18 protein-coding genes and 3 pseudogenes are annotated in these 25,136 nt (G+C 47.0%); 12 read left to right on the forward strand and 9 right to left on the reverse strand.

Going from position 1 to position 25,136, the window contains the following annotated elements; genetic code table 11:
• Positions 1-76: 76 nt before the first annotated feature.
• The 5 genes and pseudogenes from thyA to rppH form a co-directional block, all read right to left on the reverse strand.
• Positions 77-872: pseudogene (gene thyA, locus SOHN41_RS13505) on the reverse strand (thymidylate synthase).
• Entirely contained in the window at positions 872-1,678 is an 807-nt protein-coding gene (lgt, locus tag SOHN41_RS13510; RefSeq protein ID WP_007649907.1) for a prolipoprotein diacylglyceryl transferase, read from the reverse strand. The pseudogene thyA and the gene lgt overlap by 1 nt, the downstream one beginning before the upstream one ends.
• Before the next feature lie 42 nt (positions 1,679-1,720).
• Positions 1,721-2,521, reverse strand: a complete 801-nt coding sequence (locus SOHN41_RS13515; RefSeq protein ID WP_007649908.1) for a sulfite exporter TauE/SafE family protein — start codon at positions 2,519-2,521, stop codon at positions 1,721-1,723.
• A 58-nt stretch (positions 2,522-2,579) separates the two neighbouring features.
• Positions 2,580-4,814 carry a phosphoenolpyruvate--protein phosphotransferase gene (ptsP, locus tag SOHN41_RS13520; RefSeq protein WP_007649909.1) on the reverse strand — a complete coding sequence of 745 codons (2,235 nt, stop codon included), beginning with the start codon at positions 4,812-4,814 and terminating at the stop codon, positions 2,580-2,582.
• Between the two features lie 23 nt (positions 4,815-4,837).
• Entirely contained in the window at positions 4,838-5,362 is a 525-nt protein-coding gene (rppH, locus tag SOHN41_RS13525) for an RNA pyrophosphohydrolase (protein ID WP_007649917.1), read from the reverse strand.
• Positions 5,363-6,052: 690 nt separating this feature from the next.
• On the opposite strand from rppH, the pseudogene mutH reads away from it, so the two are divergent.
• Positions 6,053-6,725, forward strand: a pseudogene (mutH, locus tag SOHN41_RS13530) (DNA mismatch repair endonuclease MutH).
• Positions 6,726-6,907: 182 nt separating this feature from the next.
• A complete protein-coding gene (locus tag SOHN41_RS13535; protein ID WP_007649926.1) occupies positions 6,908-7,915 on the forward strand; it encodes an adenylate/guanylate cyclase domain-containing protein in 1,008 nt (335 codons plus the stop codon).
• Positions 7,916-8,040: 125 nt separating this feature from the next.
• Here the strand turns inward: SOHN41_RS13535 and oxyR are convergent, their stop codons facing one another.
• The 3 genes from oxyR to SOHN41_RS13550 form a co-directional block, all read right to left on the reverse strand.
• Entirely contained in the window at positions 8,041-8,952 is a 912-nt protein-coding gene (gene oxyR, locus SOHN41_RS13540; protein ID WP_007649928.1) for a hydrogen peroxide-inducible genes transcriptional activator OxyR, read from the reverse strand.
• Between the two features lie 252 nt (positions 8,953-9,204).
• Positions 9,205-9,570, reverse strand: a complete 366-nt coding sequence (locus SOHN41_RS13545) for an Hpt domain-containing protein (protein WP_007649930.1) — start codon at positions 9,568-9,570, stop codon at positions 9,205-9,207.
• Positions 9,571-9,752: 182 nt separating this feature from the next.
• Positions 9,753-10,682, reverse strand: a complete 930-nt coding sequence (locus SOHN41_RS13550; protein WP_007649932.1) for a TIGR01212 family radical SAM protein — start codon at positions 10,680-10,682, stop codon at positions 9,753-9,755.
• A 586-nt stretch (positions 10,683-11,268) separates the two neighbouring features.
• Here SOHN41_RS13550 and gltB point away from each other — a divergent pair.
• The 8 genes from gltB to SOHN41_RS13590 all read left to right on the forward strand — a co-directional run bounded on the left by gltB (position 11,269) and on the right by SOHN41_RS13590 (position 21,194).
• Positions 11,269-15,717, forward strand: coding sequence for a glutamate synthase large subunit (gene gltB / locus SOHN41_RS13555; RefSeq protein WP_007649938.1), 4,449 nt, complete (start codon positions 11,269-11,271; stop codon positions 15,715-15,717).
• A gap of 6 nt (positions 15,718-15,723) precedes the next feature.
• The gene (locus tag SOHN41_RS13560; RefSeq protein WP_007649940.1) at positions 15,724-17,130 is read left to right on the forward strand and encodes an FAD-dependent oxidoreductase; all 1,407 of its coding nucleotides are present in this window, start codon (positions 15,724-15,726) and stop codon (positions 17,128-17,130) included.
• Positions 17,131-17,362: 232 nt separating this feature from the next.
• Positions 17,363-18,073, forward strand: a complete 711-nt coding sequence (locus SOHN41_RS13565) for a 5'-methylthioadenosine/adenosylhomocysteine nucleosidase (RefSeq protein ID WP_007649941.1) — start codon at positions 17,363-17,365, stop codon at positions 18,071-18,073.
• A 22-nt stretch (positions 18,074-18,095) separates the two neighbouring features.
• On the forward strand, positions 18,096-19,085 hold the full coding sequence (locus SOHN41_RS13570; RefSeq protein WP_007649942.1) for a cobalamin biosynthesis protein CobD/CbiB: 990 nt from the start codon (positions 18,096-18,098) through the stop codon (positions 19,083-19,085).
• Positions 19,086-19,141: 56 nt separating this feature from the next.
• Positions 19,142-19,519 carry a DUF2721 domain-containing protein gene (locus SOHN41_RS13575; protein WP_037459213.1) on the forward strand — a complete coding sequence of 126 codons (378 nt, stop codon included), beginning with the start codon at positions 19,142-19,144 and terminating at the stop codon, positions 19,517-19,519.
• Entirely contained in the window at positions 19,516-20,142 is a 627-nt protein-coding gene (locus SOHN41_RS13580; RefSeq protein ID WP_007649945.1) for a trimeric intracellular cation channel family protein, read from the forward strand. Before SOHN41_RS13575 ends, SOHN41_RS13580 begins: the two co-directional genes overlap by 4 nt.
• Before the next feature lies 1 nt (position 20,143).
• Positions 20,144-20,635 (forward strand): nuclear transport factor 2 family protein, encoded by a 492-nt coding sequence (locus SOHN41_RS13585; protein WP_007649949.1) that lies wholly within the window; start codon positions 20,144-20,146, stop codon positions 20,633-20,635.
• A gap of 124 nt (positions 20,636-20,759) precedes the next feature.
• Positions 20,760-21,194: a hypothetical protein gene (locus SOHN41_RS13590; protein WP_007649951.1), complete on the forward strand. Its 435-nt coding sequence runs from the start codon at positions 20,760-20,762 to the stop codon at positions 21,192-21,194.
• A gap of 87 nt (positions 21,195-21,281) precedes the next feature.
• Here SOHN41_RS13590 and tyrS read toward each other — a convergent pair whose 3' ends face one another.
• Positions 21,282-22,475, reverse strand: a complete 1,194-nt coding sequence (gene tyrS / locus SOHN41_RS13595; RefSeq protein WP_007649952.1) for a tyrosine--tRNA ligase — start codon at positions 22,473-22,475, stop codon at positions 21,282-21,284.
• Positions 22,476-22,601: 126 nt separating this feature from the next.
• Here tyrS and SOHN41_RS13600 point away from each other — a divergent pair.
• Both SOHN41_RS13600 and SOHN41_RS13605 read left to right on the forward strand, forming a co-directional pair.
• Positions 22,602-23,999: pseudogene (locus SOHN41_RS13600) on the forward strand (peptidoglycan DD-metalloendopeptidase family protein).
• Positions 24,000-24,020: 21 nt separating this feature from the next.
• Positions 24,021-25,130 carry an anhydro-N-acetylmuramic acid kinase gene (locus SOHN41_RS13605; protein WP_007649957.1) on the forward strand — a complete coding sequence of 370 codons (1,110 nt, stop codon included), beginning with the start codon at positions 24,021-24,023 and terminating at the stop codon, positions 25,128-25,130.
• Positions 25,131-25,136 lie beyond the last annotated feature (6 nt).

A 25,136-nucleotide genomic window follows, 5' to 3' on the forward strand; every position in this document is an offset into this window, starting at 1 on the left:
GAGAAACAACAAGTATAATCGATAGTTTCGACAAAACACCTCGGCAATTCCGAGGTGTTAGTCGATTATTTCGCCACTAGACAGCGACTGGAGCTTTGATATGCGGATGCGGATCGTAGTTGGTCAGCTCGAAATCTTCGAATTGATAATCGAAGATAGAGGCGGGTTTACGCAGTATGGTCATGGTAGGCAAAGGTCTTGGCTCGCGGCTCAACTGCAACGCCGTTTGTTCCATATGATTGGAGTACAAATGCGTATCACCGCCAGTCCATACAAAATCCCCCAAGGCGAGATCGCATTGCTGAGCCACCATCATGGTCAGTAGTGCGTAACTTGCGATGTTGAATGGCAACCCAAGGAAAACATCACAGCTGCGCTGATAAAGCTGACAAGATAATTTCCCCTCGGCAACATAAAAATTGGAAAAATGCATGGCAAGGCGCCAGAGCCATTTTATCCAGCTCGCCCACATTCCATGCCGATACAATCAAACGGCGTGAATCGGGCTGGGATTTTATCTGCGCAATCACCTGAGCGATTTGATCGATTGCATCGCCACTCTGAGTTGGCCAGCTGCGCCACTGTGCACCATAAACGGGCCCCAAGTCGCCTTTTTCATCGGCCCATTCATCCCAAATACTGACTTTATTTTCACGAAGATAAGCAATATTGGTATCGCCCTTCAGGAACCACAACAACTCATGGATAATTGAGCGCATGTGGCACTTTTTAGTGGTCACTAAGGGGAACCCCTTACTCAAATCGAAACGCATTTGGTAGCCAAAGACCGAACGAGTGCCAGTACCTGTGCGATCGGATTTATCCACACCTTCGGCTGAGATGTGCTTCATTAAGTCTAAATACTGTTGCATTACTGCTTACCCTGTGGACGAAAGATTAAATATAAACCGAATAAAATCATTGGCACAGATAGGATCTGTCCCATTGTCATAAAGCCCCAATAAAGTCCCAACTGTGCATCGGGTTGTCTCACTGTTTCCACCAGCACACGGAAAATACCGTAACCGAGTAAGAACATTCCCGACACGGCACCGACTTTGTTTGTACGTTTGCTAAACCAATATAAGAGCAGAAATAGGGCAAGGCCTTCGAGCGCAAACTGGTACAACTGCGACGGATGACGTGGCTCAGGTCCACCGCTTGGAAACACTATGGCCCAAGGAACATCTGTCACTCGTCCCCAAAGCTCTCCATTGATAAAATTACCAATACGCCCAGCACCTAAGCCTATTGGCACCACAGGTGCCACCATATCTGCGACGGCAAAGAAGGTGCGCTTTTGCTTCCACGCGATATAAACCATGGCGGTAATCACCCCCATTAAACCGCCATGGAAGGACATCCCGCCCTCTGAGATCTTAAATAAATACATAGGGCTAGCGAGGAAGTAATCGAAATGATAGAAGAGTACATAGCCAATGCGACCGCCTAATATCACCCCTAAAAAGCCATAAAACAGCAGATCGGAAACCTGTTCCCTCGTCCATAAACCATTGGAGCGGTCGGCCTGGCGATTGAGTAGCCACATAGCGGCGACAAATCCCACTAGATAAGTAAAACCATACCAACGTAAGGCTGGCTCAAAGGTTTGTCCAAAAAGATCAAAGGGACCCAATTTAACAATCACGGGATCGATATTGGGGAAACTCAGCGCCATAACACATCCATTAGCAGCCTCAGGCAGAGGTAAAAATAAAAACTAAGTCAGAATTAACTTAAGACCGACACACAGGAGTAAAAGTGCAAATATTTTTTTAAGGACTGAGGTAGGCCAAGTGCTTGCCGCCTTAACGCCTACTGGAGCCATTAAAATTGAGGTTGTGATTAAACCAAATAGCGCAGGTAAATAGATATACCCTAAGGTTCCCTCTGGGAGATCCGGCGCGTTAAAGCCCGCGATTATATACCCTAAGCTGCCCGACAAGGAGATTAATAATCCCGTCGCGGCGGAAAATCCCACAGCTAAGCGCATCTGCAAGCCAAAATAGGTTAAAAACGGCACTAACAAGACGCCGCCACCAATCCCCATTAATCCTGCAATCGCGGCAATAATCACTGCCACCACAAACAAAATCGCCGAGTTGGGCAGTTCTCGGTTTGATTCGGCTTTAAAGGGGTAAGCCATTTGAATCGCCATTAACATCACAAACACCGCAAATCCTTGCCTGAGGGTCGCAGCCGGGATTTGTTCGGCAATAAAGCCTGACATCAAGGCGCCGAGAATAATCCCAGGCAACATGGTTCGAAACAGCCCCCAGGGCACATTGCCACGCTTATGGTGCGCTCTGGCGGAGGAAATTGAGGTTAAAATAATTGCCGCAAGGGAAGTGGCAATCGCAATATGGGGTAACTGAGCTGAAGTGATACCTACCGAAGGTAAGATATAAAGCAGTGCGGGCACGACAATTAAACCACCACCGATGCCCAGTAACCCCGCCATAAAACCGACAAAAGCGCCTAAAGCCAAGCAAATAAAGAACACCGACAGCAAACTATCCACACGAGCACCTACAGCGTGATAAATTGAAGCCTTAGCTTAAAGCAAAAAATAACTTTAGTTAATTAAGAATTGTCCCTAGGCCCTGAGAGTTCAAATATTCTTTAACTAGCTCACGCACTTGAAAGCCATTGGATAGGCTTAAAGCCTGTGCCAGCAATTGGTCTAAATCAGCGCGAGCCACTCGGCGCAACAGGTAATTGATGCGTGCTAGGCTACCTTGGTTCATGCTCAGCTGATTATACCCCATGGCCACCAATAGGATTGACCCCATAGGCTCGCCCGCCAATTCACCACAAATACTAATATCGAGTTTATGGTAACGACAATCGAGATGGGCCTGATGTAATGCCCGTAAAATCCCTGGGTGGTAGCTATCGAATAATGAGCTTACTCTAGGGTTATTACGGTCGACGGCTAACAGATATTGAGTTAGATCGTTACTACCAACGGAAACAAAATCGACACGTTTAGCCACTTCATCGAGTTGGTATAACAGCGCAGGAACCTCAAGCATTATGCCTATTCTAGGCATGACAATCGCGCTATTGACGTCATTTTTTAATTCAATAAACGCCTGTTGTAAATATTCAAGGGACTGATCAATTTCATCTAAATTACTGACCATAGGCAGTAAAATGCTCAATTGCCGCCCTTGCGCCCCAGCCAGCAGCATGGCTCTTAACTGCACTAAAAATAGTTCAGGGTGATCGAGTGACAACCGAATACCCCGCCACCCGAGGAAAGGGTTATCTTCTTTAATCGGAAAATAGGGTAAAGGTTTATCACCGCCCACATCTAAGGTACGCATCACGACAGGCCGACCAGACGCCGCCAATAACACCTGCTGATATACTTTCACTTGCTCAGATTCACTCGGGAATCGTTGTTGCAACATAAAAGGGATCTCAGTGCGGTAGAGACCAATACCATCGGCGCCTTCGGCAATTTCAGAGGCAACACCACTGAGCAAACCTGCGTTTAAATACAGACGGATACGAGAGCCATCCGTCGTTACTGAAGGTAAAGATAGCTCCTGAGCATATTGACGCTGCAGGGCTTTTTGCGCCGAAATCAAACTGCGATATTCACTGACAATCGCGGGGGATGGTGACACCATCAACTGCCCACGACTGGCGTTAACCACTAAAAGTTTTTGATCTATATCGGCGGATAATAGCTGCTCAACACCCGTTATCGCTGGCACACCCAGCGCCCGAGCAAGAATAGCGGCATGGGAATTAACGCCACCAAGCTCAGTCACAATCCCCGCCAGCTTTTGCCTTGGAAATTCTGCCAACATAGTCGCATCGGCTTCACGGGTCACTAAGATAACGGGCTTATCGGGCTCAAGTTCTAAACGCTCCGGCTCAATCAGCTGCCTCAATACCTTTTGCCCAAGGTCACGAATATCGCTAGCACGTTCTTTGAGGTAGGGATCCTCCATGGCCAGAAACTGCTGGATGTACCTAAGGGACACTCGGCTGACTGCGGATTCAGCCTCCCATCCCAACTGAATTTCACGGGCGTATTCTCCACCTAAGCTGGCATCATCGAGCAACAGCTGCAACGCATTAAAGATAGAGACGACTTCTTCATCCTGTTCACGATCGAATCGTTGGGATAAGGCGCCAATGGCCTCTTTGCACCGCGCCATTGCGGCGACTAATCGGCTAGACTCCAGTGCGATATCTTGGCAACGTATATCGGGCTGCTCTAGGGAAATTTCCCCGCCCAGAACAAAGGCATGGGCAATGGCGATGCCATTCGAGGCAGAAGTACCTTGAAAAAGAATCTGTTGGTGATGTGAACTCACCTGTGCCTTTTGTTTTAAGCCGCGCACCGCCATAGCTAACTGAGCTGCAAGCGTCATCAAAAAGGCTTCTTCACCCTCACTAAACTGACGGGCACTCGCTTGCTGGACAACGATAACGCCAACAACGGCTTTCTGGTAGATGATAGGTACAGCTAAAAAGGCGCGGTATTCCTCTTCGGCCACTTCAGGAAAGAGTTTAAAGCGCGGATGCAAACGGGCATCAGCTAAATTAACGGCTTCTTCTCGTTCGGCGGCTAAACCGACTAATCCTTGGCTGAGGGGCATACGCACTCGGCCGACGGCACTTTTTTCAAGGCCGTCGGTTGCAGATAATACGAGTTCCTGCTGCTCTAGGATATAAACTGAGCAGCATTGGGTTTCCATCGCTGCTTTTGTCGATGAAACTAAGACTTCTAATGCGGTTTCTAGACTATGGGCAGATGCCACTGCCTGGGTGATATCCCTGAGCGTATTTAACACTGTTTTCAATCCTCTTTTGAAAATCAGCCTGTTGCCTTTTGCCTTCCCCGCTTTCTCGGTATTTCTTGGGTCTGGAATGACAATGCCGTTACCGCAAACTCTTTCATTACCTTACGATAAACATCACGCTTAAATGAGACGACTTGCCGTACAGGATACCAATAACTTACCCAACGCCAATCGTCAAACTCAGGATGTCCCGAAGAACTCAAATTAATCGCACTGTCTTGGCTTTTCAGTTGTAACAGAAACCACTTTTGCTTTTGCCCAATACACACAGGTTTACTATCTTGCCTCACTAAACGCTTTGGCAAACGATACCTTAACCAAGAGCGAGTCGAAGTTAATATATGTACATGCTCGGGTCTTAGGCCCACTTCTTCGTATAACTCACGGTACATAGCCTCCTCCGCCGACTCACCATCGTCGACACCACCCTGGGGGAATTGCCATGAGTGTTGACCGAAGCGTCTGGCCCACATGACTTGGCCGTATCTGTTACAAATTATTATGCCCACATTTGCGCGAAAGCCGTCGCTATCAATCACATGGACTCCGTATAAGGATAAATTTTAATAAACCGATTGTTTCATAAAGCTAGTCTCTCAGCAAACCTCTATTTTAAGCCGAGCTTTGGATAAATAAACCACCTACTCATATTTATCAACAAAGCAAGGGCTGACAAATGGGGGATATCCACATTTTCTGTGGATATCTCTGTTTGAAACTCCCGTAAACTTGTTAGATCGTTCAAAAAATGTCAATTAAGTTCAATTTCCCCTTTTTACTAAATTGGAAAAATATAATTTAAATCCAATAAGTTGGACAAAACAACCTGCAGCTTAATGTATGAAATAACATTAAAGGTTATTTTTTAACCCATAACGGTTATGGTGATTATTTATTAAATCAGTGCCAATGTTATACACAGAACACACAAAAAACTGTCCACATTTAGGGTAGATAAGGACGGTTTTTACCATTGACTTGCATTTTTTATTGGGTTAAGGAGGCGGTTTTCAGGAGTTATCCATAATATCTGTGGATAACTATGTGGGAAATGCAAGGGAAAGCCGAGAGTAACTTTGAACACTTTTCACAAAAGAGAGAAATTAACTTTATATAACCAACTAAATCATATTGTTAGAATTAACTACCAATTAAATCTCGCACGCCTTCTGCGCAGTTCATTTTTTAACCTCTGTTGCTAAGCGCTTATTTTTCAGTAAAATTCCCGTATGAAACCCATAATTCCTCCCCAGAATCTTACCGAGTTACTCGAGCGCGCCCATATGATGGCGGGCATTAGCTTGGCCCAAATTGCCGCCCAGAGAGGCATTCCCGTCCCCAAGGATCTTAAACATGATAAGGGCTGGATCGGTCAGTTAGTTGAAATGGAGCTAGGGGCTACTGCGGGTTCAAAGCCGGAACAGGATTTTTTTACATTTAGGCGTTGAGCTTAAGACGATTCCTATCGATGCGCAGGGAAAACCACTCGAAACGACTTATGTATGCGTCGCTCCGCTAATTAACATCGAAGGGCTCACTTGGCAAAACAGTTTAGTGTGTCACAAGTTGCAACGGGTACTTTGGGTTCCCGTAGAGGGAGAACGGCAAATCCCTGTTGGTGAGCGACGAATAGGGACACCGGTCCTGTGGGAGCCAGATCCGCAGGAGCTAGAGCTATTACAACAGGACTGGGAAGAAATTATGGAACTTATCGCCCTAGGTCGGGTTGAAAAGCTCACCGCCCGCCACGGTGAAGTATTACAATTGCGCCCTAAAGCGGCCAATAGTAAGGCACTAACCCAAAGCATTGACGAGGACGGCAACCTTAAAATGACCAACCCCCGCGGCTTCTATTTAAAAACAGCTTTTACAGCAATGATACTTAATAAGGTTTTTGGTTAAATTTTCGTAGCAATATAGACTTGTATTGATCCAGATCACAAATATCACTGGTACTTTAGTGATGATTTTCTATAAACTACGGCATCCCGAAATAATGGCCGTATCCGGATAAAAAGCGAGTAGTGAGAACACGTAGACAAGCGAAAAAACTTCTTTTTGCAATATTAGCTTGGGCGATTGCCATGGCTGCTTTCGTGTTTTTTCGATATGCACAGTCACCCGAACTGCCCCAATGGGCGGTAGGCTCTGCCGATCTCGCGACACTTGCAGTTTACATGGGAATTATCTTCGGTAGCCTGCATTGGATGTCAAACCTCATTGCCGATTTCAGTGCCATCAATCGCCTACCCTATGTATTTTCCGTTATTTTTAAAGGATTATTCCTGTTATTAGGTGCGACGACTTTGGCGTACATGACCCAGTTTTTAAATATGTGGGCCATTGAAAACCATATGTCGACCTTAAGACAGATGCTGACGGCACATATTCTGTACAGCCCTTCGTTCCAAGCCTTAATTGTATATTTAGTCGTTGTGCGTGTGAGTTTAGCCTTTGTCGAACAAATGGCACTCCTAGTGGGGCCACGTATTTTGCTCAACATTGGATTGGGTAAATACCACAAACCCCGCTATGAACAGCGTTTATTCCTTTATTTAGATATGGTTGCCTCAACCACACATGCTGAATCCCTCGGAGATTATCGCTTTAGTCGTTTAATTCAAGACAGTTTTAGCCTACTTTCGGATACGGTAACGAACAACGAAGCCGAAATTTATCGTTATATGGGCGATGCAGTGCTCATCCATTGGCCATTGGAAGAAGGTGTGGTACACGATCGCTGCATGAATATCTATTTTGAGTTTAGCCAGCAGCTCAATTGGCAAAGACGTTATTTTGAAGAGCACTACGGTTTTGTGCCTAAGTTCAAGGCGGCGGCCCACTGTGGGCAAGTGGTAGCGGCGGTTGTTGGCGTGCAAAAACAAGAAATTAGCTTCTTTAGTGACGTACTCAACACCTTAGCGAGACTGCAAGATCAGTGTAATCCCCTCGGGCAACGTATGTTGATATCAGGTGCATTGGCAGGACGCTTAGATAATCCGAATAGTGAGTATCGTCTAACCCATCTAGGGCCAGTTAAACTCAAGGGAAAACAACACTCTATTGAAGTGTTTGGTGTTTCCCCCCTTTAGTACCAATACGATTGGTATAATCCGCTCCCCCTTCTAAATCCTTTGCTCACAAATGGCATTAAGTGAGTCGTAAGCGACTTTGAGTGAAAAGTTTCAACATCTTGAGCCAGGTTGGCTATAGGTTATTATTCCGTATCTTTAGCCAGCAACTTTTGGATCATTAGGCCTAAAGTTCGGAAGGTTAAAATACGACTGGTCGTTTGCCGCCAGACTAAGCCAATATCCCGGTAAGGCGCTTCACCCGGCGGTGTCATCACCACGAGATCGGTATCATTTAAGATCCCTGCATCTATGGCCATTTGCGGTAAGAAAGTTGTACCGAGTTTGCTGTTCACCATCTGCACTAAGGTGTGCAAACTCGTCGCCGCAAAGGGATTGACCTTAGCGCTATCACCAAGTTGGCAAGCAGTAATGGCATGACCCGTAATGCAATGCTCACTCTGTAATAGAAATATGCTCTCGTCCGGCAAAGCTTGATAATCAATGGGTTGATGAATACCACCCGCGAGATCTTTATGGATCACCATTTTAAAGGGATCGATTCCCACCTTCATACTGTGATAGCCACTGGTATCTACCGGCAATGCTAGTATCAATAAATCCAACTCCCCTTTGCCTAATGCGTCCAGTAAACGCTCAGTCGTATCTTCCTTTAGCAATAGACTCATCGCAGGGTAAGTCTGTTGGCATTGACGCACAACCCGGCTCAATAAAAATGGGGCTATGGTGGGAATACAGCCTAAACGTATATCCCCCGTCATCGGCTCGCCTTGATTCTTAACCAGCTCGACCAAGTCATCCACATCGGTGAGAATTTTACGGGAACGCTGCACGACTTCCTCACCAATAGCGGTAAACATAAAGGACTTATGGTCCCGCTCAATCAACTGGTGTCCAAGCTGCTCTTCTAAATTTTGAATACCGCTAGACAAGGTTGATTGACTGACAAAACACACCTTAGCGGCGCGGTTAAAATTTTGTTCCTGATGGAGATTTACCAAATAAAATAAATTTTTTAGGCTAGGTAAGCTTTTCATTTTATCGATTGCCACTAAGGTTATGGATTAGAAAATTAAATCTACTCTACCACAAGTGAACAACAATAAGCTGGTATTAGTTATCAAGACTGTGAGCAGAATCGATATTCCGTAATACACAGACAGAGGCAGGCAGCACACAGCAGTTTGCAGGAACAACAGCCTATTTTAGAGGGGAAATAAACAGATGAGTTGGCGCAGCTTACTCAGAATTTAGATAATCACTGCGCCAATGGCGATCAAACTAATGGATTAAGCCTTAGCCTGTAGGAATAACTTGAGCTGCTGTAAATCGGCACTGGCAAACTCAACGATCTGGGCGACCCAAGAGCCGTGTTCAACATCCCAACGCGCTTCTTCGCCGTGCTGCAATAACTGGGCAATTTGCTGAATACGTTTTAGACCAACGGATCCCGCAGCCCCTTTAAATTTATGGGCTTCAGAGCAGAGGGTATCTTTGTCTGCAGCATCGTTAGCCTTTACTAGATTCCCCACATATTCAGGCATTAATTGCTCAAATAACACCACACTCTTGAGTAATGTTCCCGCGCCAATGGCACTACAGTACTGTTCCAGAGTATTGAGGTCTAGGATTGCTTCTAATTCAACTGTGGCCATCTAGGCCCCCCTTAAGTAGTCCAAAGCTTAAAATGAGTTTATGACATGATACCCACTAAAATTGTCTGTGCAACTTATAGCGGCATTTGTTGTCCAACAAGGCTTCAATTTAACAAAAAATCAACTATTTAAATAAGTAAATGCCGTCAATTTGTCGCATTCATAGCCAAATGCAGTGCTTATCATCGTCCCTCTAATGCATCCCCTTGTCCACCCAAACGCTGCAAATTATCCACAATCGCCACTAAACCATTCCAGCGATAGGCACACCAATCGGGCGCTAATAACATAGGTTTTTTCGCATAAGCAGTGACTCGATGAAAAATGATATCTTTTGGTGTATGCCGGATAAATTCTCCAACGCTCGATGCATACTCTTCTATCGTGAGCAGCGGCAAACGCCCGCTTCGCCAAGCTTTAGCCATAGTGCTACCTTCAACAATGTGGAGAGGATGCAATTTAAACCCATCAACACCTTGTTTCAGTACGGCTGTTAGTGTTGCCATAACATCATCATGGGTTTCATCTGGCAAGCCAAGGATAAGATGAGTACATACTTTAAGGCCACGTCCCCTCGCCCGAGCAACCGTATCACAGTAACAGGCAAAATCATGGCCACGGTTAATCTTGTGTAACGTTGCATCGTTTGCCGTTTGTAGCCCTAACTCCAACCAAACATCGAGCCCTTTCTTTTGATAGTTCACTAGTAAATCAAGCACTTCATCGGGCACACAATCGGGTCGCGTGCCGACACAAAGGCCGACAATATCACCGTCCCCCACGGCCTCATCGTACTTATCCATCAGCACTTGATACTCACCATAGGTACTAGTATAGGCTTGAAAATAAGCAATAAATTTATCTGCATTTTGTTTCGGCTTTGCTTCACGGTAACGTATTTTCCCCTGCGAGAGTTGCTCTGTGATACTCAGCTCTTGGGCCACCTGGTGGCTAAAAGAAGCGACATTGCAAAAAGTGCACCCTCCACGCCCAAGGGTGCCATCTCGGTTAGGGCAAGTGAATTGGGCATCTATCGTTAGCTTACGCAACCGCTCACCATATTTAGCCTTACACACGGCGCCGAATGTGTTGACATATGCATCGAGCCCCATTACGTCATCCACCAAATTTCATATCGTTTCATTTAAAATAACCAAGATAAAACCACAAATTGCAAAGAAAAATGCGGGTTAAACAAAATAAAAATCCTATTATAAACAAAGCTGACCTTAATGTTTTAGCGACAAGTCAAATTCCTGCTCGATAGTCAGCACTGGCGGCAATAACCTGAGCCACAGTTCCCATTTCATTTACACTTTGTGACTCGCCTCACGCCAAAAAGGAATAACAATTCACTTATTTTAAATTTTTAATCTATCACTGTATTTGCAATAAAAATCACTATTTCTAAATCAAAAACAATCAGCCCTAATGTTACACTTTGGTAAACCATGAGTGTTGTTATTTTTAAAATTCTTTTTATTCATAATGTTATACGGCACTTTTATCAGTTAACGTTAACGTAAGCCAATTGTGATTTGTGTATAAAACATGAATTAATATCCATATTTTATGCAAAATTTTGGTTTGACCTTTAGTGAATCTCAGGCTAATTTGGGTGGTTCGGGTGCATATCTATAGAAAGTCTTTACATTTCTCCCCGAGTAGTAATTAGTTGAGGTCTAGGGAGGTTTTTGTATGAGCTTATATCATCCCAGTTTTGAGCGGGACAATTGTGGTTTTGGGTTGATAGCACAAATGGATGGTGAAGCCAGCCATCGTATCGTGCGCACGGCTATCCATGGCCTCGATCGCATGAAGCACCGTGGCGGTATCGCCTCCGACGGTCGCACTGGTGACGGCTGTGGTTTATTGATGCAACTGCCCGTACAGTTTTTTGAAGCGATTGCAGCGGAAAATGATTGGCATTTAAGCCGCAAGTTTGCTGTAGGTATGCTGTTTCTAAGTCAAGATGAAGAACTGGCCGACCAAGCTAAGTTTATCCTTGAGCGCGAACTCGAGCGTGAAACCCTGAGCATTGCGGGCTGGCGCAAGGTCCCCGTAAATCCCGATGTGCTCGGAGAGATCGGCAAGGCTAGCCTGCCACAAATTTATCAAGTGCTGATCAACGCCCCCATTGGCTGGCGTGAGAAAGATCTTGAACGTCGTCTCTACATGGCTCGCCGCCGTTTAGAACAGCAAATTACTGACGATAAAGATTTTTATGTCGCGAGCCTTTCAGGCCAAGTCATAGTCTACAAAGGCCTGATGATGCCTGTGGATCTGCCCGCCTTTTATCCCGACCTGGCTGACATTCGTCTAAAAAGCTCTATTTGCCTGTTCCACCAGCGCTTTTCAACGAACACATCCCCTAAATGGCCACTCGCTCAACCCTTTAGATATTTAGCCCATAATGGTGAAATCAATACTATTACGGGTAACCGTCAATGGGCACGCGCCCGTGCCTATAAGTTTAATTCACCACTGTTACCTGACTTGCAACAGGCTGCGCCCTTTGTGAATGAAACGGGTTCGGACTCGTCTTCCCTAGATAACATGCTGGAAATGCTGTTATCCGGTGGCATGGACTTATACCGTGCCATGCGCCTATTGATCCCGCCTGCTTGGCAAAGTAATCCAGAAATGGATGACGAATTAAAAGCCTTCTACGACTTTAACTCTATGCATATGGAGCCTTGGGATGGTCCAGCGGGCATAGTTATGACCAACGGTCGCCATGCTGCCTGTGCCGTTGACCGCAACGGTCTACGTCCATCGCGTTATGTGATCACTAAAGATCGTATTTTGACCTTAGCCTCCGAAGTCGGTATTTGGGATTATGCCGCCGATGAAGTGATCGAAAAAGGCCGTGTTGGGCCCGGCGAGTTATTAGTGCTCGATACTTTGAATGGTCGCCTATATCAATCCTTTGAAATCGATAACGATCTTAAGCGTCGTCACCCCTATAAAGAATGGATGGCAAAAAACAGTCGCACTTTGGTCCCAGCAGAACAACTCACCACAGAGCAACACGGTGCCAGTGAACTGAGTAGCGAGCAATTGCTGCAATATCAAAAGCAATTTGGCTATACCCGCGAAGAATTAGAGCAGGTTATTTGGGTTCTCGCTAAACAGGGTGAAGAGGCCACGGGCTCCATGGGTGACGATACCCCAATGGCCGTGCTGTCGAAAAAATCTCGCTCAATGTATGACTATTTCAGACAAAAATTTGCCCAGGTCACTAACCCGCCTATCGATCCACTGCGTGAAAAACACGTGATGTCGTTGGCGACCTGTATCGGCCGCGAACAGAATCTGTTTAATGAAACCACAGGGCACGCTTATCGCGTGATGTTCAACTCGCCCATTTTATTATTCAGCGATTTTAATCAGTTGCTTGGCCTAGATAGCACTTACTATCGCGCCAATATCGTCGATTTAAATTATGATCCCCAGGAAGGGCTCGAAAACGCCATTCGTCGCATCACCTCAGAAGCCGAACGTTTGGCCCGCAGCGGAACCACATTACTGATTCTATCTGACCGCGCCATTGGCAAGTCTGCACAGGTAATCCCCGCAGCGATGGCGGTGGGCGCTGTGCAACAAATGCTGGTAAATAAGAGCCTACGCTGTGATACCAACATCATTGTTGAAACCGCTTCTGCGCGGGATCCGCACCACTTTGCCGTACTGCTCGGCTTTGGGGCTACGGCTATCTATCCATACCTAGTGTATGAATCGATCTCAGATCTCGCTAAGCGCCATGATCTTGCCGACACTACGGCCTTAATGCTGAATTTCCGTTATGGCATTGAAAAGGGGCTGCGTAAGATCATGTCCAAAATGGGGATCAGCACAGTGGGTTCTTACCGCTGTAGCCAGCAATTTGAAGCCATCGGCATTGCCAGTGATGTGATTGAACTGTGCTTTAAGGGCGTGATCAGCCGCATCGAAGGCGCAGGCTTTGCCGAAATCGCTCAAGACCAAGCGCTACTGCACAAGGCCGCTTACCGCGCCCACATACCACTCCCCCAGGGTGGCTTGCTGAAATACGTTGAAGGCGGTGAATACCACTGTTTCAACCCTGATGTGGTCAACACCTTACAAGCGTCATTGAAAGACAAGAACTTTGCTATCTATAAAAAATTTGCTGAACTCGTCGACAATCGCCCTGTAGCCACACTGCGTGACTTAATCGGTATTAAGGGTGCGCAGGCATCGATTGATATCGCCGATGTAGAAGCAGCATCACAACTCTATCCTCGCTTTGATAGCGCGGCCATGAGTATTGGCGCCTTAAGCCCTGAAGCCCATGAAGCATTAGCCATTGCGATGAACCGCTTAGGCGGCCGCTCTAACTCGGGTGAAGGCGGTGAAGATGCACGCCGCTTTAATACTGAGCGCAACTCTGCAATTAAACAGATTGCCTCAGCGCGCTTTGGGGTCACGGCCCATTATTTAGTCAATGCCGATGTGTTACAGATTAAAGTCGCCCAAGGGGCAAAACCCGGCGAAGGTGGCCAGTTACCCGGTCACAAAGTGAGTGTTGAAATTGCGGGTCTGCGCCACGCACGTCCCGGAGTGACACTGATTTCACCTCCACCGCACCACGATATTTATTCTATCGAAGATTTAGCGCAGCTGATTTTCGATCTGAAACAAATCAACACTAAAGCACTGATTTCAGTGAAACTCGTGTCAGAACCCGGCGTAGGCACTATCGCCACCGGCGTGGCCAAAGCCTATGCGGATATGATCACCATTTCTGGTTACGATGGCGGCACGGGTGCCAGCCCTATCACCTCGGTGAAATATGCGGGCAGCCCTTGGGAGCTGGGTTTAGCCGAAGTGCATCAATCCTTGGTTGAAAATGGCCTACGTCATAAAATTCGCCTTCAGGTCGATGGCGGTTTAAAAACGGGGACCGATGTCATCAAAGCGGCACTGCTCGGTGCTGAAAGCTTTGGTTTTGGCACAGTGCCTATGATTGCCCTTGGCTGTAAATACCTGCGCATTTGCCATTTAAATAACTGTGCGACAGGCGTGGCAACTCAAGATAAAAATCTGCGAGACAACCATTATCACGGCTTGCCAGAGCGAGTGATGACTTACTTTGAATTTGTCGCCGAGGAAGTGCGTGAGTGGATGGCGACCCTAGGGGTCAGCAAGTTTGAGGACCTTGTCGGCCGTAGTGAGTGGCTACATACCTTAGAAGGCCAAACCGATAAGCAACGCGGACTCGATTTAGCGCCGATCCTGTATCAGCCTAAGGTCAAAGCCAGCACATCACGCACATGGCAAGAAACCAATCCCCCCGCGGATTTAGGGCTACTCAATCAACATCTGCTCAACGAGTGCCAAAGCGCGGTCGATAAGGGCGAGTGTTTCGATGCGGCTTACAGCATCAATAACACCGACCGCTCAGTGGGGGCAAGACTGTCCGGTTATATTGCTAGCACGCTCGGCGTTAAAGGCACGAAAGCACCAGTCAAGCTGAGCTTTAACGGCAGTGCAGGCCAAAGCTTTGGCGTATGGAACAGCCCAGGCCTTGAACTAAAACTTTGCGGCGATGCTAACGACTACGTAGGTAAAGGCATGTCTGGCGGTAAAATTGTGATTTATCCGCCACTGGGCAGTCCATTCCAAAGCGAGCGTAGCGCCATTGTCGGTAATACATGTCTCTATGGCGCAACTGGCGGTAAGTTCTTCGCGGCGGGTCAAGCGGGCGAGCGTTTTGCGGTGCGCAATTCGGGCGCGATTGCCGTGGTTGAAGGACTCGGCGATAACGGTTGTGAATACATGACCAGCGGTATTGTGGTTGTCCTTGGTAAAACCGGGGTGAACTTCGGTGCCGGGATGACAGGCGGCTTTGCTTATGTGTTCGACCAATTCGGCCGCTTTAATCGCAGAGTCAACACTGAGCTTGTCGATACCCAAAAGCTGGAATCCCCGATTCATCAACAGCATTTAAAAGGCTTAATTGAAGCCCATGTTGCCGAAACGGGCAGTGAGCATGCCAAGATGATCCTAAGTGATTTTGGTAACTGGTTGGATTGCTTTGTATTAGTTAAACCTAAAAATATTGCGGTTGCAGATCTGCTCAAACTAGAGCAATCAAACCCAGAATTAGTCGTAAAAGCGGGGTAATGGCGCATGAGTAATGATTTTCAATTTATTGAAGTGGGTCGTAAGGACCCCACCAAACACCCTGCGGCAAAGCGTGCAACTCAGTTTATTGAGATTTATCAGCCTTTTGCTCAGCCTCAGGTGGCAGAGCAAGCGGATCGCTGTTTAGATTGCGGTAATCCCTATTGCGAGTGGAAGTGTCCACTACACAATTATATTCCTAACTGGCTCAAGCTTGCGGAGCAGGGCCGCATCATGGAAGCGGCGGATTTAGTGCATGAGACCAACACTCTGCCCGAAATCTGTGGCCGTGTGTGTCCTCAGGATAGGCTTTGTGAAGGTGCTTGTACCTTAAATGATGACTTTGGCGCCGTGACCATAGGTAATGTTGAAAAATATATTACCGATACCGCTATCGCCCAAGGCTGGCGTCCCGATATGAGCAAAGTCACCCCACGCCCTGAGCGGGTGGCCATAGTAGGTGCTGGCCCTGCGGGTCTCGGCTGCGCCGACATACTCGCCCGTAATGGGGTAAAAGCCGTTGTCTTTGATAAATACCCCCAAATTGGTGGTTTACTCACCTACGGTATTCCGTCTTTTAAGCTCGACAAAGCCGTCATGGCGACCCGTCGCAGCGTATTAGAAGGCATGGGCATTGAATTCAAACTCGGTGTCACTGTCGGTAAAGACATCCCATTTACTAAACTGCTCGAAGAATACGACGCTGTATTCCTCGGCATGGGCACTTATACCGCGATGAAAGCGGGCCTTGAGGGCGAAGAGGCCCAAGGCGTCTATCAAGCCCTACCCTATTTAATTGGTAATACTCACCATTTAATGGGCACCTCAAATCCAGAAACCCCTTATCTCAACCTCGAAGGGAAAAGAGTGGTGGTTTTAGGCGGTGGGGATACCGCAATGGACTGTGTTCGCACCGCAGTCAGACAGGGCGCCAGCAGCGTAGTGTGTGCTTACCGTCGTGACGAGGCAAATATGCCTGGCTCTCGCCGAGAAGTGCAAAATGCGCGGGAAGAAGGGGTTAACTTCCTGTTTAATCGTCAGCCCGTGGCGATTAAAACCCAAGATGGCAAAGTGCTCGGTGTCGAATGTGTCGAAACTGTGATGGGTAAAGCCGATGCGAGTGGCCGTCAACGGGCCGAAGTCATCGAAGGTAGCGAACAGCTACTCGAAGCCGATGCAATCATTATCGCCTTCGGCTTCCAACCTAGCCCAGCGCCATGGTTTGCCGATTACGGCATTGAACTGGATCAATGGGGTCGTGTTAAGGCGAGTAAACTGGCCGACAATCCATTCCAAACCACCAATCCTAAGGTATTTGCTGGCGGTGATATGGTGCGCGGTTCAGACTTAGTGGTGACTGCCATTGCCGAAGGTCGTGATGCTGCCCAAGGTATTCTTAACTATTTGGATTAACTGTTTTTGTTGTACCGCTATACCTGTGAGTTTCGGACTCGTCCCCACGAGTCCATACCATTTGCTTGTGAATTTTGGCGCACCTTAGGGTGCGCATTTTTTTACCCGCCGCGCGTTTTACCCTACCCCTATCAAGCAATCGCAATCCCACAATAACGCCAAAGCATAACTGTGCTATATTAGCCGACATTCTGCAGTCCCACTCTTACGTGTTGAATTAAAAAGGTCTCCCATGAAAATTGGTATTATTGGTGCAATGGAGCCAGAAGTGGCACATCTTATTGCGGCTATGACAAATGCATCATCGCAAACCATTGCCGGAATTGAATTTATCGCTGGCACTCTCGCAGGCAAAGACGTAGTGGTCACTCGCTCTGGCATAGGTAAAGTCGCCGCCAGTATCGCCACCACTCTACTCATTGAGAAATATGCACCGGATGCGGTGATCAACACAGGTTCTGCCGGAGGGTTTGTCGATAGTCTTGCCATTGGTGATATTGTGATTTCATCGGAAGTACGCCACCACGATGTGGATGTCACGGCCTTTGGTTACGAAATTGGCCAGATGGCGCAGCAACCCGCGGCCTTTATTCCTGCACCATACCTAGTAGAAGCGGCCAACAAAGCCATTGCCCAGTTAGGTGAAGTCAAAGCCATTGAAGGATTAATTTGTACCGGCGATAGCTTTATTTGCGATCCTGTTCGCACCCAAGCCATGTTGAAAAACTTCCCAACTATGGCCGCCTGTGAAATGGAAGGCGCGGCAATTGCTCAAGTTTGCCATCAGTTTGGTGTGCCATTTGTAGTGATCCGCTCACTCTCTGATAATGCTAACAATGATTCACCCGTGGACTTCGACGCTTACCTTGTTAAAGCGGGTTACCACTCGGCGTTGATGGTGATGTTATTGCTCGAGCAATTACAGCCAAGCTTAGTAAACTAACAATTTCAGCGGAAAGTACCGAATGCACAGTTCTTTTTATCAACAGCTTGTCGAAATTGATGGGGCTTTGTTTGAGGGCTTTTTGGTACTTTTCTTCGCCCTACTGCTCGCTCGCTTAGCTCCCCTGCCCCGGGAAATGCAGCCACTCATTTGGTTTACCCATTTAGCGAAACAACTTGCAGCCAAAGTAAATCGACCTGAACGCTCCCCGAGTCAACAGGCTACGGCGGGCTTTTTAGCCATGCTGCTGCTCGTGTTTCCATTTTGGGCCATTGTTACTTTTTTGCTCGAACTCGCGGCATTCCCGTGGTTTTTCGAATTCATAGTCCTTTATCTATGCCTAGGTGACGCCGGTTTTAGCCAAGTTGCTGATGAAATCGCTAAAGCACTCAAACGTCAAGATAATGCCAGCGCAAAAAAGTTACTCCAACCCTGGGTCATCCGCGATACCGACAGCCTATCGACCGTGGGCCTCGCCAAGGCGACCATAGAAAAGCTATCGACGGCCCCTATTTATGGTACTGCTTCGACGATTTTCTTTTTTGCCATTGCCGGTGCACCTATGGTGCTTGCGGTACGTATGATTAAACAACTGGAACTCAGTTGGCCGCCGATACAGCCGCAGTATCAATACTTTTGCCGAACAGTCAATAGCTTATCAACTGTACTGCTCGCCATCCCAGCTTGGCTTTGGAGTCTCTCAATCGCCATCCAGGGCGGTCCTCGCGCCTTAGTCAAGCTCTTTCATATTCCAAAGAATCACCCTGCGCTGCGGGGCTATGTACTGAGTGTAAACCTTGTCGCCAGCATTTTAAAAATTGAGCTTGGCGGGCCACAGAAACTGGCAGGCCAACGCATCGATATCGCCAGGATCAGCCATGGCCCACTACCAACAAGCGATACCATTACACCTGCACTGAAACTCACCTCTAGGGCCTGTGCTATTTGGTTTAGCTTTATCATCCTCTTGCCATTGCTTTGGGCGGGTTTACGTTGGTTACAAAGCCTGTGATATGATGCCGCATTATCTTAACGTGAAGTTAAAGGCTGACTACCATGCTCGAAAATATGCACGTTTCACTAACAACTCCTGCCTTGTTATTTCCAGCTATATCATTGTTATTATTGGCTTATACTAATCGTTTTTTTGCTCTTGCCGCATTGATCCGCACCCTAAGTAACGGAGAGAAACCCGTTCATAAGGACCAAATTAAAAACCTTAGCCAACGGATCCGTATTATTCGAAGAATGCAGGAAGCGGGCGTGTCCAGTTTTGCCCTGTGCGTACTGTGCATGATTTTTATTTATATCGGTTTTAACAAAACCGGCTCAGTGATCTTTGGTGCTAGTTTGTTACTGCTACTCTACTCGCTGATTTTATCCGTGATCGAAATCCGTATCTCTGTAGATGCATTGAACATTCATATCAAAGAGATGAGTAAATGAGTCATTGGATCTATTTCTTTGATTTATGTGGCACAGCCGTATTTGCATTATCCGGCGCACTCGCCGCGGGTCGCCACAGAATGGACCCCTTTGGGGTTATTGTACTCGCCTCAGTAACGGCCATTGGCGGCGGCAGTATCCGTGATGCACTGATAGGAGCAACACCCGTCTTTTGGATCCGCGATCCCAACTACATCATAGTCATACTCGCAACCGTGTTAGCTTGCTTACTGTTAGTGCGGCGTCCACGCAAGATGTCGCAGTACACTTTACCCGTAGCCGATGCCCTAGGTTTAGCACTATTTACTGTCATTGGCGCCGAAAAAGCCCTCAACATGGGATTGAGTGGCATGATTGCCGTTGTGATGGGCTTGATCACGGGCGTGGGAGGAGGCATTATTCGAGACTTACTGTGTAGACAAATCCCTATGGTGTTACGCACAGAAATCTATGCTACCGCATCCATTATGGGTGGTATTGGCTATACCGTCAGTTTGAACTACGGTATGGGGGAAAAAACGGCGCTGTTTCTGGCAATGACCTCTGTATTGATTATCCGCTTAAGCGCAATCAAATGGCATCTGTCGTTACCAGCCTTTGATCTCAAAACCAAGAGGGAATAGTTTGCGAATATTGTGTCTTATTTGGTGTTTCATTTTTGTCCTAGCCCTCAATCCAGCTGCGGCACAAGCCAACTCAGGTGAAATGCCGCAGGAACAGCAGTTAGCCATAAAATATATGAATGCGTTGACTGAACACGATTACAAGACCCTCAGAAAGTTCTATAACCGCGACAGTGTTTTCTTCGACAAAACCGCTAACCGTAAATACACTGGTGGACGCTTTATTATTGATTTTTTAGAGCGCGCCCATGAGGGCGTGCTGGAATATGAGTTCAACGTCGAACATATGTATAACGCGGGTTCATTAGTGGTGATGATAGGTAACTACCACTTCAAGGGGCCGGGCGAGCAATTCGGTAAACCCGGGAAAATTATCGATGTGGCGATACCAGGGGTGACCAGCCTTAAGCTAGATATGCTCAATCATAGGGTGACGGAGCATGTGGATCTTATCGATTACCAGACTATGTCTGACCAATTAGCGATGCAGTAATCACAAAATTTACACCGCGTTGAAACTTGAGCCTTAAAAACGAGTCGAACTTACCAATGAGTCAATACTGCTGAGCCTAGATGCCTCAGATCTGGCTAAGCCGTTTCGTTTCAATGAGGTTTGTATGAAATTTTTTGGACTAATTGCCCTACTCGCCCTCAATGGCTTAATGCTGGCACCTAAAGCCCAAGCATTACAACCCATTATTGTTTCCTATGCCGTTCAGCCAGTGAGCCATTTCAATCAGCAACTGCGCATCGCCCAGAAGCAACATCAAGATTGGTCCAAGGATCCCAGTAAAATCAGCAGTCAATACGCCGGCAATAAATTCACTTTAGTACGGACCCAAACCAGTAAAGACAGCATTTTAACCTATCAAGTGAGTGAACTCTCCAAACAACACCCACAGATGCTATTGATCATGTCCCTAAAGCAGAACGCTAAACAGTGGCAGGTGGATTCGGCACAGTTGGCGTGGAAATGCAGTGATGGGCAACACTTTGGCACCGACAGATGCAACATTGCCGAACATGAGGCTAACAGCGCCTTAATCAGGTGAAATTAAAAGGCTTAAAAACAAAGAGCACCCTAAGGTGCTCTTTTTGTTCGTTTAACTACGGTGGCTTAAACTAAAAACCAAAGTCCCTTACACTAACGTCACTTTGGCAAACTTGCGTTTACCCACCTGGAATACAGCGACAGTACCAGCAGATAACGTCATGCGGCTATCGTCCAGTTTTTCACCGTCCATTTTCACCGCGCCTTGCTTAATCATCCGCATCGCTTCCGATGTCGATGCCACTAAATCCGCGTCTTTCAACAGATTGGCAATCGCAATACCTTCACCCGCAGCTAACTCGATATCTTTAATATCGTCGGGGATCATGCCCTTAGCGCGATCAACAAAGGCTTGGTGCGCGCTTTGCGCTGCAGCTTCATCGTGGAAACGTGTGATAATTTCCTTAGCCAAGGCGATTTTAATATCGCGGGGGTTAGACCCATTAGCCACATCTTGTTTGAACTGTTCAATTTCGGCCAATGGACGGAATGACAGTAGCTCAAAATAGCGCCACATTAAGTCGTCCGAAATCGACATCAGCTTACCAAACATTTCATTGGCAGGTTCACTCACACCAATGTAGTTATGCGCCGACTTAGACATCTTTTTCACGCCGTCCAAACCTTCGAGCAATGGCATCATAATCACGGCTTGGGGTTTTTGGCCTTCGGCTTTTTGTAACTCACGCCCCATCAACAGGTTGAACTTCTGGTCAGTACCACCTAATTCAACATCGGCTTTGAGGGCAACTGAGTCATAGCCCTGTAGCAGCGGATACATAAATTCGTGGATAGCAATCGATTGACCCGAAGCATAACGCTTCTTAAAGTCGTCACGTTCCATCATGCGAGCAACGGTTTGCTGTGACGCTAAGCGGATCATGCCAGCCGCGCCTAACGGCTCTAACCAGCTGGAGTTGAACACGATACGAGTTTTCGCTGGGTCGAGAATTTTATAGACCTGTTCTTTGTAGGTTTCAGCGTTGGCTAATACTTGCTCACGGGTTAAGGGTGGACGAGTGCTATTTTTACCACTTGGATCACCCACCATACCGGTAAAGTCACCAATTAAGAAAATGACTTCATGACCTAACTCTTGGAATAATCTTAATTTATTTAAAATTACTGTGTGTCCAAGATGGATATCCGGTGCGGTAGGATCTGCGCCTAACTTGATACGTAGTGGACGTCCTTCTTTGAGTTTTTCCAGCAGATCCGCTTCGAGTAAAATCTCATCGGTACCACGTCTAATTTCTGCTAATACTTGGTCTAAATCAGCCATCTCGGCGGGGACTCCTAAGGCCATGATCATAAAAAGAGGAGACTTATGTTACTTGTTAGCCAGCACAATTGAAAGTGTGTACACTAACGGGATTATTCAAGCCTCAGGTTATCGGTATCGGCGTCAATGGGAAAGGTTATAACGTTATTTAAATTGTTGCCTAAAAAGCATCAAATTCTCCTCAGCATTCTTTCTGTTATCACTATGATAACCATGCTCTTACCCTCTGAAGAAGCGCAAGCTTCGAGACAAACTACGGCTATAGATGAACAGGCCCAAATCAACACCCGCTACGATGTTCCCTTAGCCTTTCGCTCACCGCAGCGCCCGGAATCGATGGAAGAAGTATCGGACAATGCCCCCACCAATGCAGTTCCTATGTCGTCAAGTGAGGATCTCGCTGCAGGCAAGGGATCTGCAGAATCCTTAGAGAGTGCCCACCATAGGGATGTTGAGCATTTCAACGTAAAAAATGGCGATACCTTAGCCGCTGTTTTTGACCGGGCGGGCCTAACGAGTAAGGATGTTTATGAAATCACCCAACTCCCCTTAGCCAAGCAAAATTTACTCAAGATCATGCCCGGTGAAGAAATTGTCATTTCCAAGGATGCCAAAGGTGATCTCACCGAGGTGCGCTACCGCATCAATGCGATTTCAACGTTGGTTATCACAAAGAACCAAGAGCAATATTTTGAAAAAAATCTCCGAGAAAGATGTGGAGATCCGAACCCATTTCACCAGCGCTAAAATTAAAAGCAATTTTTGGAATGCAGCCGTCGATGCGGGAATGACAGCCAACCAAATCATGCAGTTATCGACGGTGTTTGGCTGGGATATCGACTTTGCCTTAGATCTGCGTGAAGGCGACAGTTTTGCCATTATCTATGAGCAGGAATATGCCGAAGGAGAATTCCTACGTAATGGCAATATCTTAGCCGCAGAATTCGTCAACCAAGACGAGCGCTATACCGCCATTCGCTATACCGATGGGAACTACTACTCAGAAAATGGCACGAGTATGCGCAAAGCCTTCCTACGCTCACCCGTGGATTTTAAATATGTCAGTTCGAACTTTAACCCTAAGCGTTTGCACCCCGTCACAGGGCAAGTAAAAGCCCACCGCGGGGTGGATTATGTTGCTGCGATTGGCACGCCGATTAAAGCGGCGGGCAGCGGACGTGTGATTGAGGCTGGCTATAATCAATTCAACGGTAACTATGTGTTTATTAAACACAACGATACCTATACTACTAAATATTTGCATCTCACAAAACGTAATGTCAGTAAAGGCGCCAGCGTTAAACAAGGCCAAATAATAGGCACTTTAGGTAAAACGGGCCGCGTCACAGGTGCGCATTTACACTATGAATTCATCGTCAATGGTGTACACCGTAATCCAAGAACGATAACTTTACCTAAAGCAGAATCGATTGCTCGAAAAGAAAAAACCAATTCGACGCGCTCAGCAAGCAATTAATGGCGACCATGTCGCAAAACAAACAAACGCAATTGGCAATGCAATAACGACAGGACGGCCCTCTCCCAATGAAAAATGCTTATTATATTGGACTGATGTCAGGCACCAGCATGGATGGCGTCGATGCGGTACTCGTTGACTTTTCTGGTCCGCGGCCACAGCTTATCGCCAGCCATACCGAAGCCATTCCGAGCCATTTACTAAAAGGCTTACAGCGTTTGTGTTTACCCGGCGCCGATGAAATTAATCGTCTTGGACGCTTAGATCGCAGTGTCGGTAAGTTATTTGCGCTAGCGGTAAATAATCTGCTGGCCAAAACCAATATTGCCAAAGAAGAGATTATTGCCATTGGTAGCCACGGCCAAACCGTGCGCCATATGCCAAACCTCGAAGTCGGCTTTACCCTGCAAATTGGCGATCCCAATACCATAGCGACTGAAACGGGTATTGATGTGATTGCCGATTTTCGCCGTAAAGATATTGCCTTAGGTGGCCAAGGCGCCCCCTTAGTTCCCGCCTTCCACCAGCAAACGTTTGCTGAGGTTGGTAAAAAACGTGTGATCCTCAATATCGGTGGGATTGCCAATATCACCTATCTGCCAGGGAATAGTGAAGAAGTGCTGGGGTTCGATACTGGCCCAGGCAACACCCTAATCGATGCTTGGATCCAGCAAGTTAAAAATGAACCCTTCGATAGCGATGGCGAATGGGCAGCGTCCGGTAAAACCGATTCAGGCCTATTGGCTCAACTGCTGTCGCACCCTTATTTCGCCCTTGCTTACCCTAAGAGCACGGGCCGCGAATTATTCAATCAAGCTTGGTTAGAGCAACAATTGTCGCCATTTAACCAATTAGATGAAGAAGATATCCAATCGACATTATTGGATTTGACCTGCCACAGTATCGCCAAGGATATTATAAAGTTATCCAATGAAGGGGAGTTATTTGTCTGTGGCGGCGGCGCGTTTAATGATCAACTGATGCAACGCCTTGCAGCCCTATTACCGGGTTATACCTTGAATACAACCTCAGCCCTTGGCGTCGACCCTAAATGGGCCGAAGGCATCGCCTTTGCGTGGCTGGCCATGCGCCATCACTTGGGATTACCCGCAAATCTCCCCGCCGTGACAGGTGCCTCAAGAGAAGCCGTATTAGGTGGGCGATTTAGCGCTAAGTAACGACCA

It is taken from the genome of Shewanella sp. HN-41, assembly GCF_000217915.1.
In the GTDB taxonomy this organism is placed as follows: domain Bacteria; phylum Pseudomonadota; class Gammaproteobacteria; order Enterobacterales; family Shewanellaceae; genus Shewanella.

Bases quoted from the DNA above. Each gene is read 5' to 3' on its own strand.
- lgt (WP_007649907.1), bottom strand. From the start codon at position 1,678: ATGGCGCTGAGTTTCCCCAATATCGATCCCGTGATTGTTAAATTGGGT.
- SOHN41_RS13535 (WP_007649926.1), top strand. From the start codon at position 6,908: ATGGCTGCTTTCGTGTTTTTTCGATATGCACAGTCACCCGAACTGCCC.
- oxyR (WP_007649928.1), bottom strand. From the start codon at position 8,952: ATGAAAAGCTTACCTAGCCTAAAAAATTTATTTTATTTGGTAAATCTC.
- SOHN41_RS13545 (WP_007649930.1), bottom strand. From the start codon at position 9,570: ATGGCCACAGTTGAATTAGAAGCAATCCTAGACCTCAATACTCTGGAA.
- SOHN41_RS13550 (WP_007649932.1), bottom strand. From the start codon at position 10,682: ATGGGGCTCGATGCATATGTCAACACATTCGGCGCCGTGTGTAAGGCT.
- gltB (WP_007649938.1), top strand. From the start codon at position 11,269: ATGAGCTTATATCATCCCAGTTTTGAGCGGGACAATTGTGGTTTTGGG.
- SOHN41_RS13560 (WP_007649940.1), top strand. From the start codon at position 15,724: ATGAGTAATGATTTTCAATTTATTGAAGTGGGTCGTAAGGACCCCACC.
- SOHN41_RS13565 (WP_007649941.1), top strand. From the start codon at position 17,363: ATGAAAATTGGTATTATTGGTGCAATGGAGCCAGAAGTGGCACATCTT.
- SOHN41_RS13570 (WP_007649942.1), top strand. From the start codon at position 18,096: ATGCACAGTTCTTTTTATCAACAGCTTGTCGAAATTGATGGGGCTTTG.
- SOHN41_RS13575 (WP_037459213.1), top strand. From the start codon at position 19,142: ATGCACGTTTCACTAACAACTCCTGCCTTGTTATTTCCAGCTATATCA.
- SOHN41_RS13580 (WP_007649945.1), top strand. From the start codon at position 19,516: ATGAGTCATTGGATCTATTTCTTTGATTTATGTGGCACAGCCGTATTT.
- SOHN41_RS13590 (WP_007649951.1), top strand. From the start codon at position 20,760: ATGAAATTTTTTGGACTAATTGCCCTACTCGCCCTCAATGGCTTAATG.
- tyrS (WP_007649952.1), bottom strand. From the start codon at position 22,475: ATGGCTGATTTAGACCAAGTATTAGCAGAAATTAGACGTGGTACCGAT.
- SOHN41_RS13605 (WP_007649957.1), top strand. From the start codon at position 24,021: ATGAAAAATGCTTATTATATTGGACTGATGTCAGGCACCAGCATGGAT.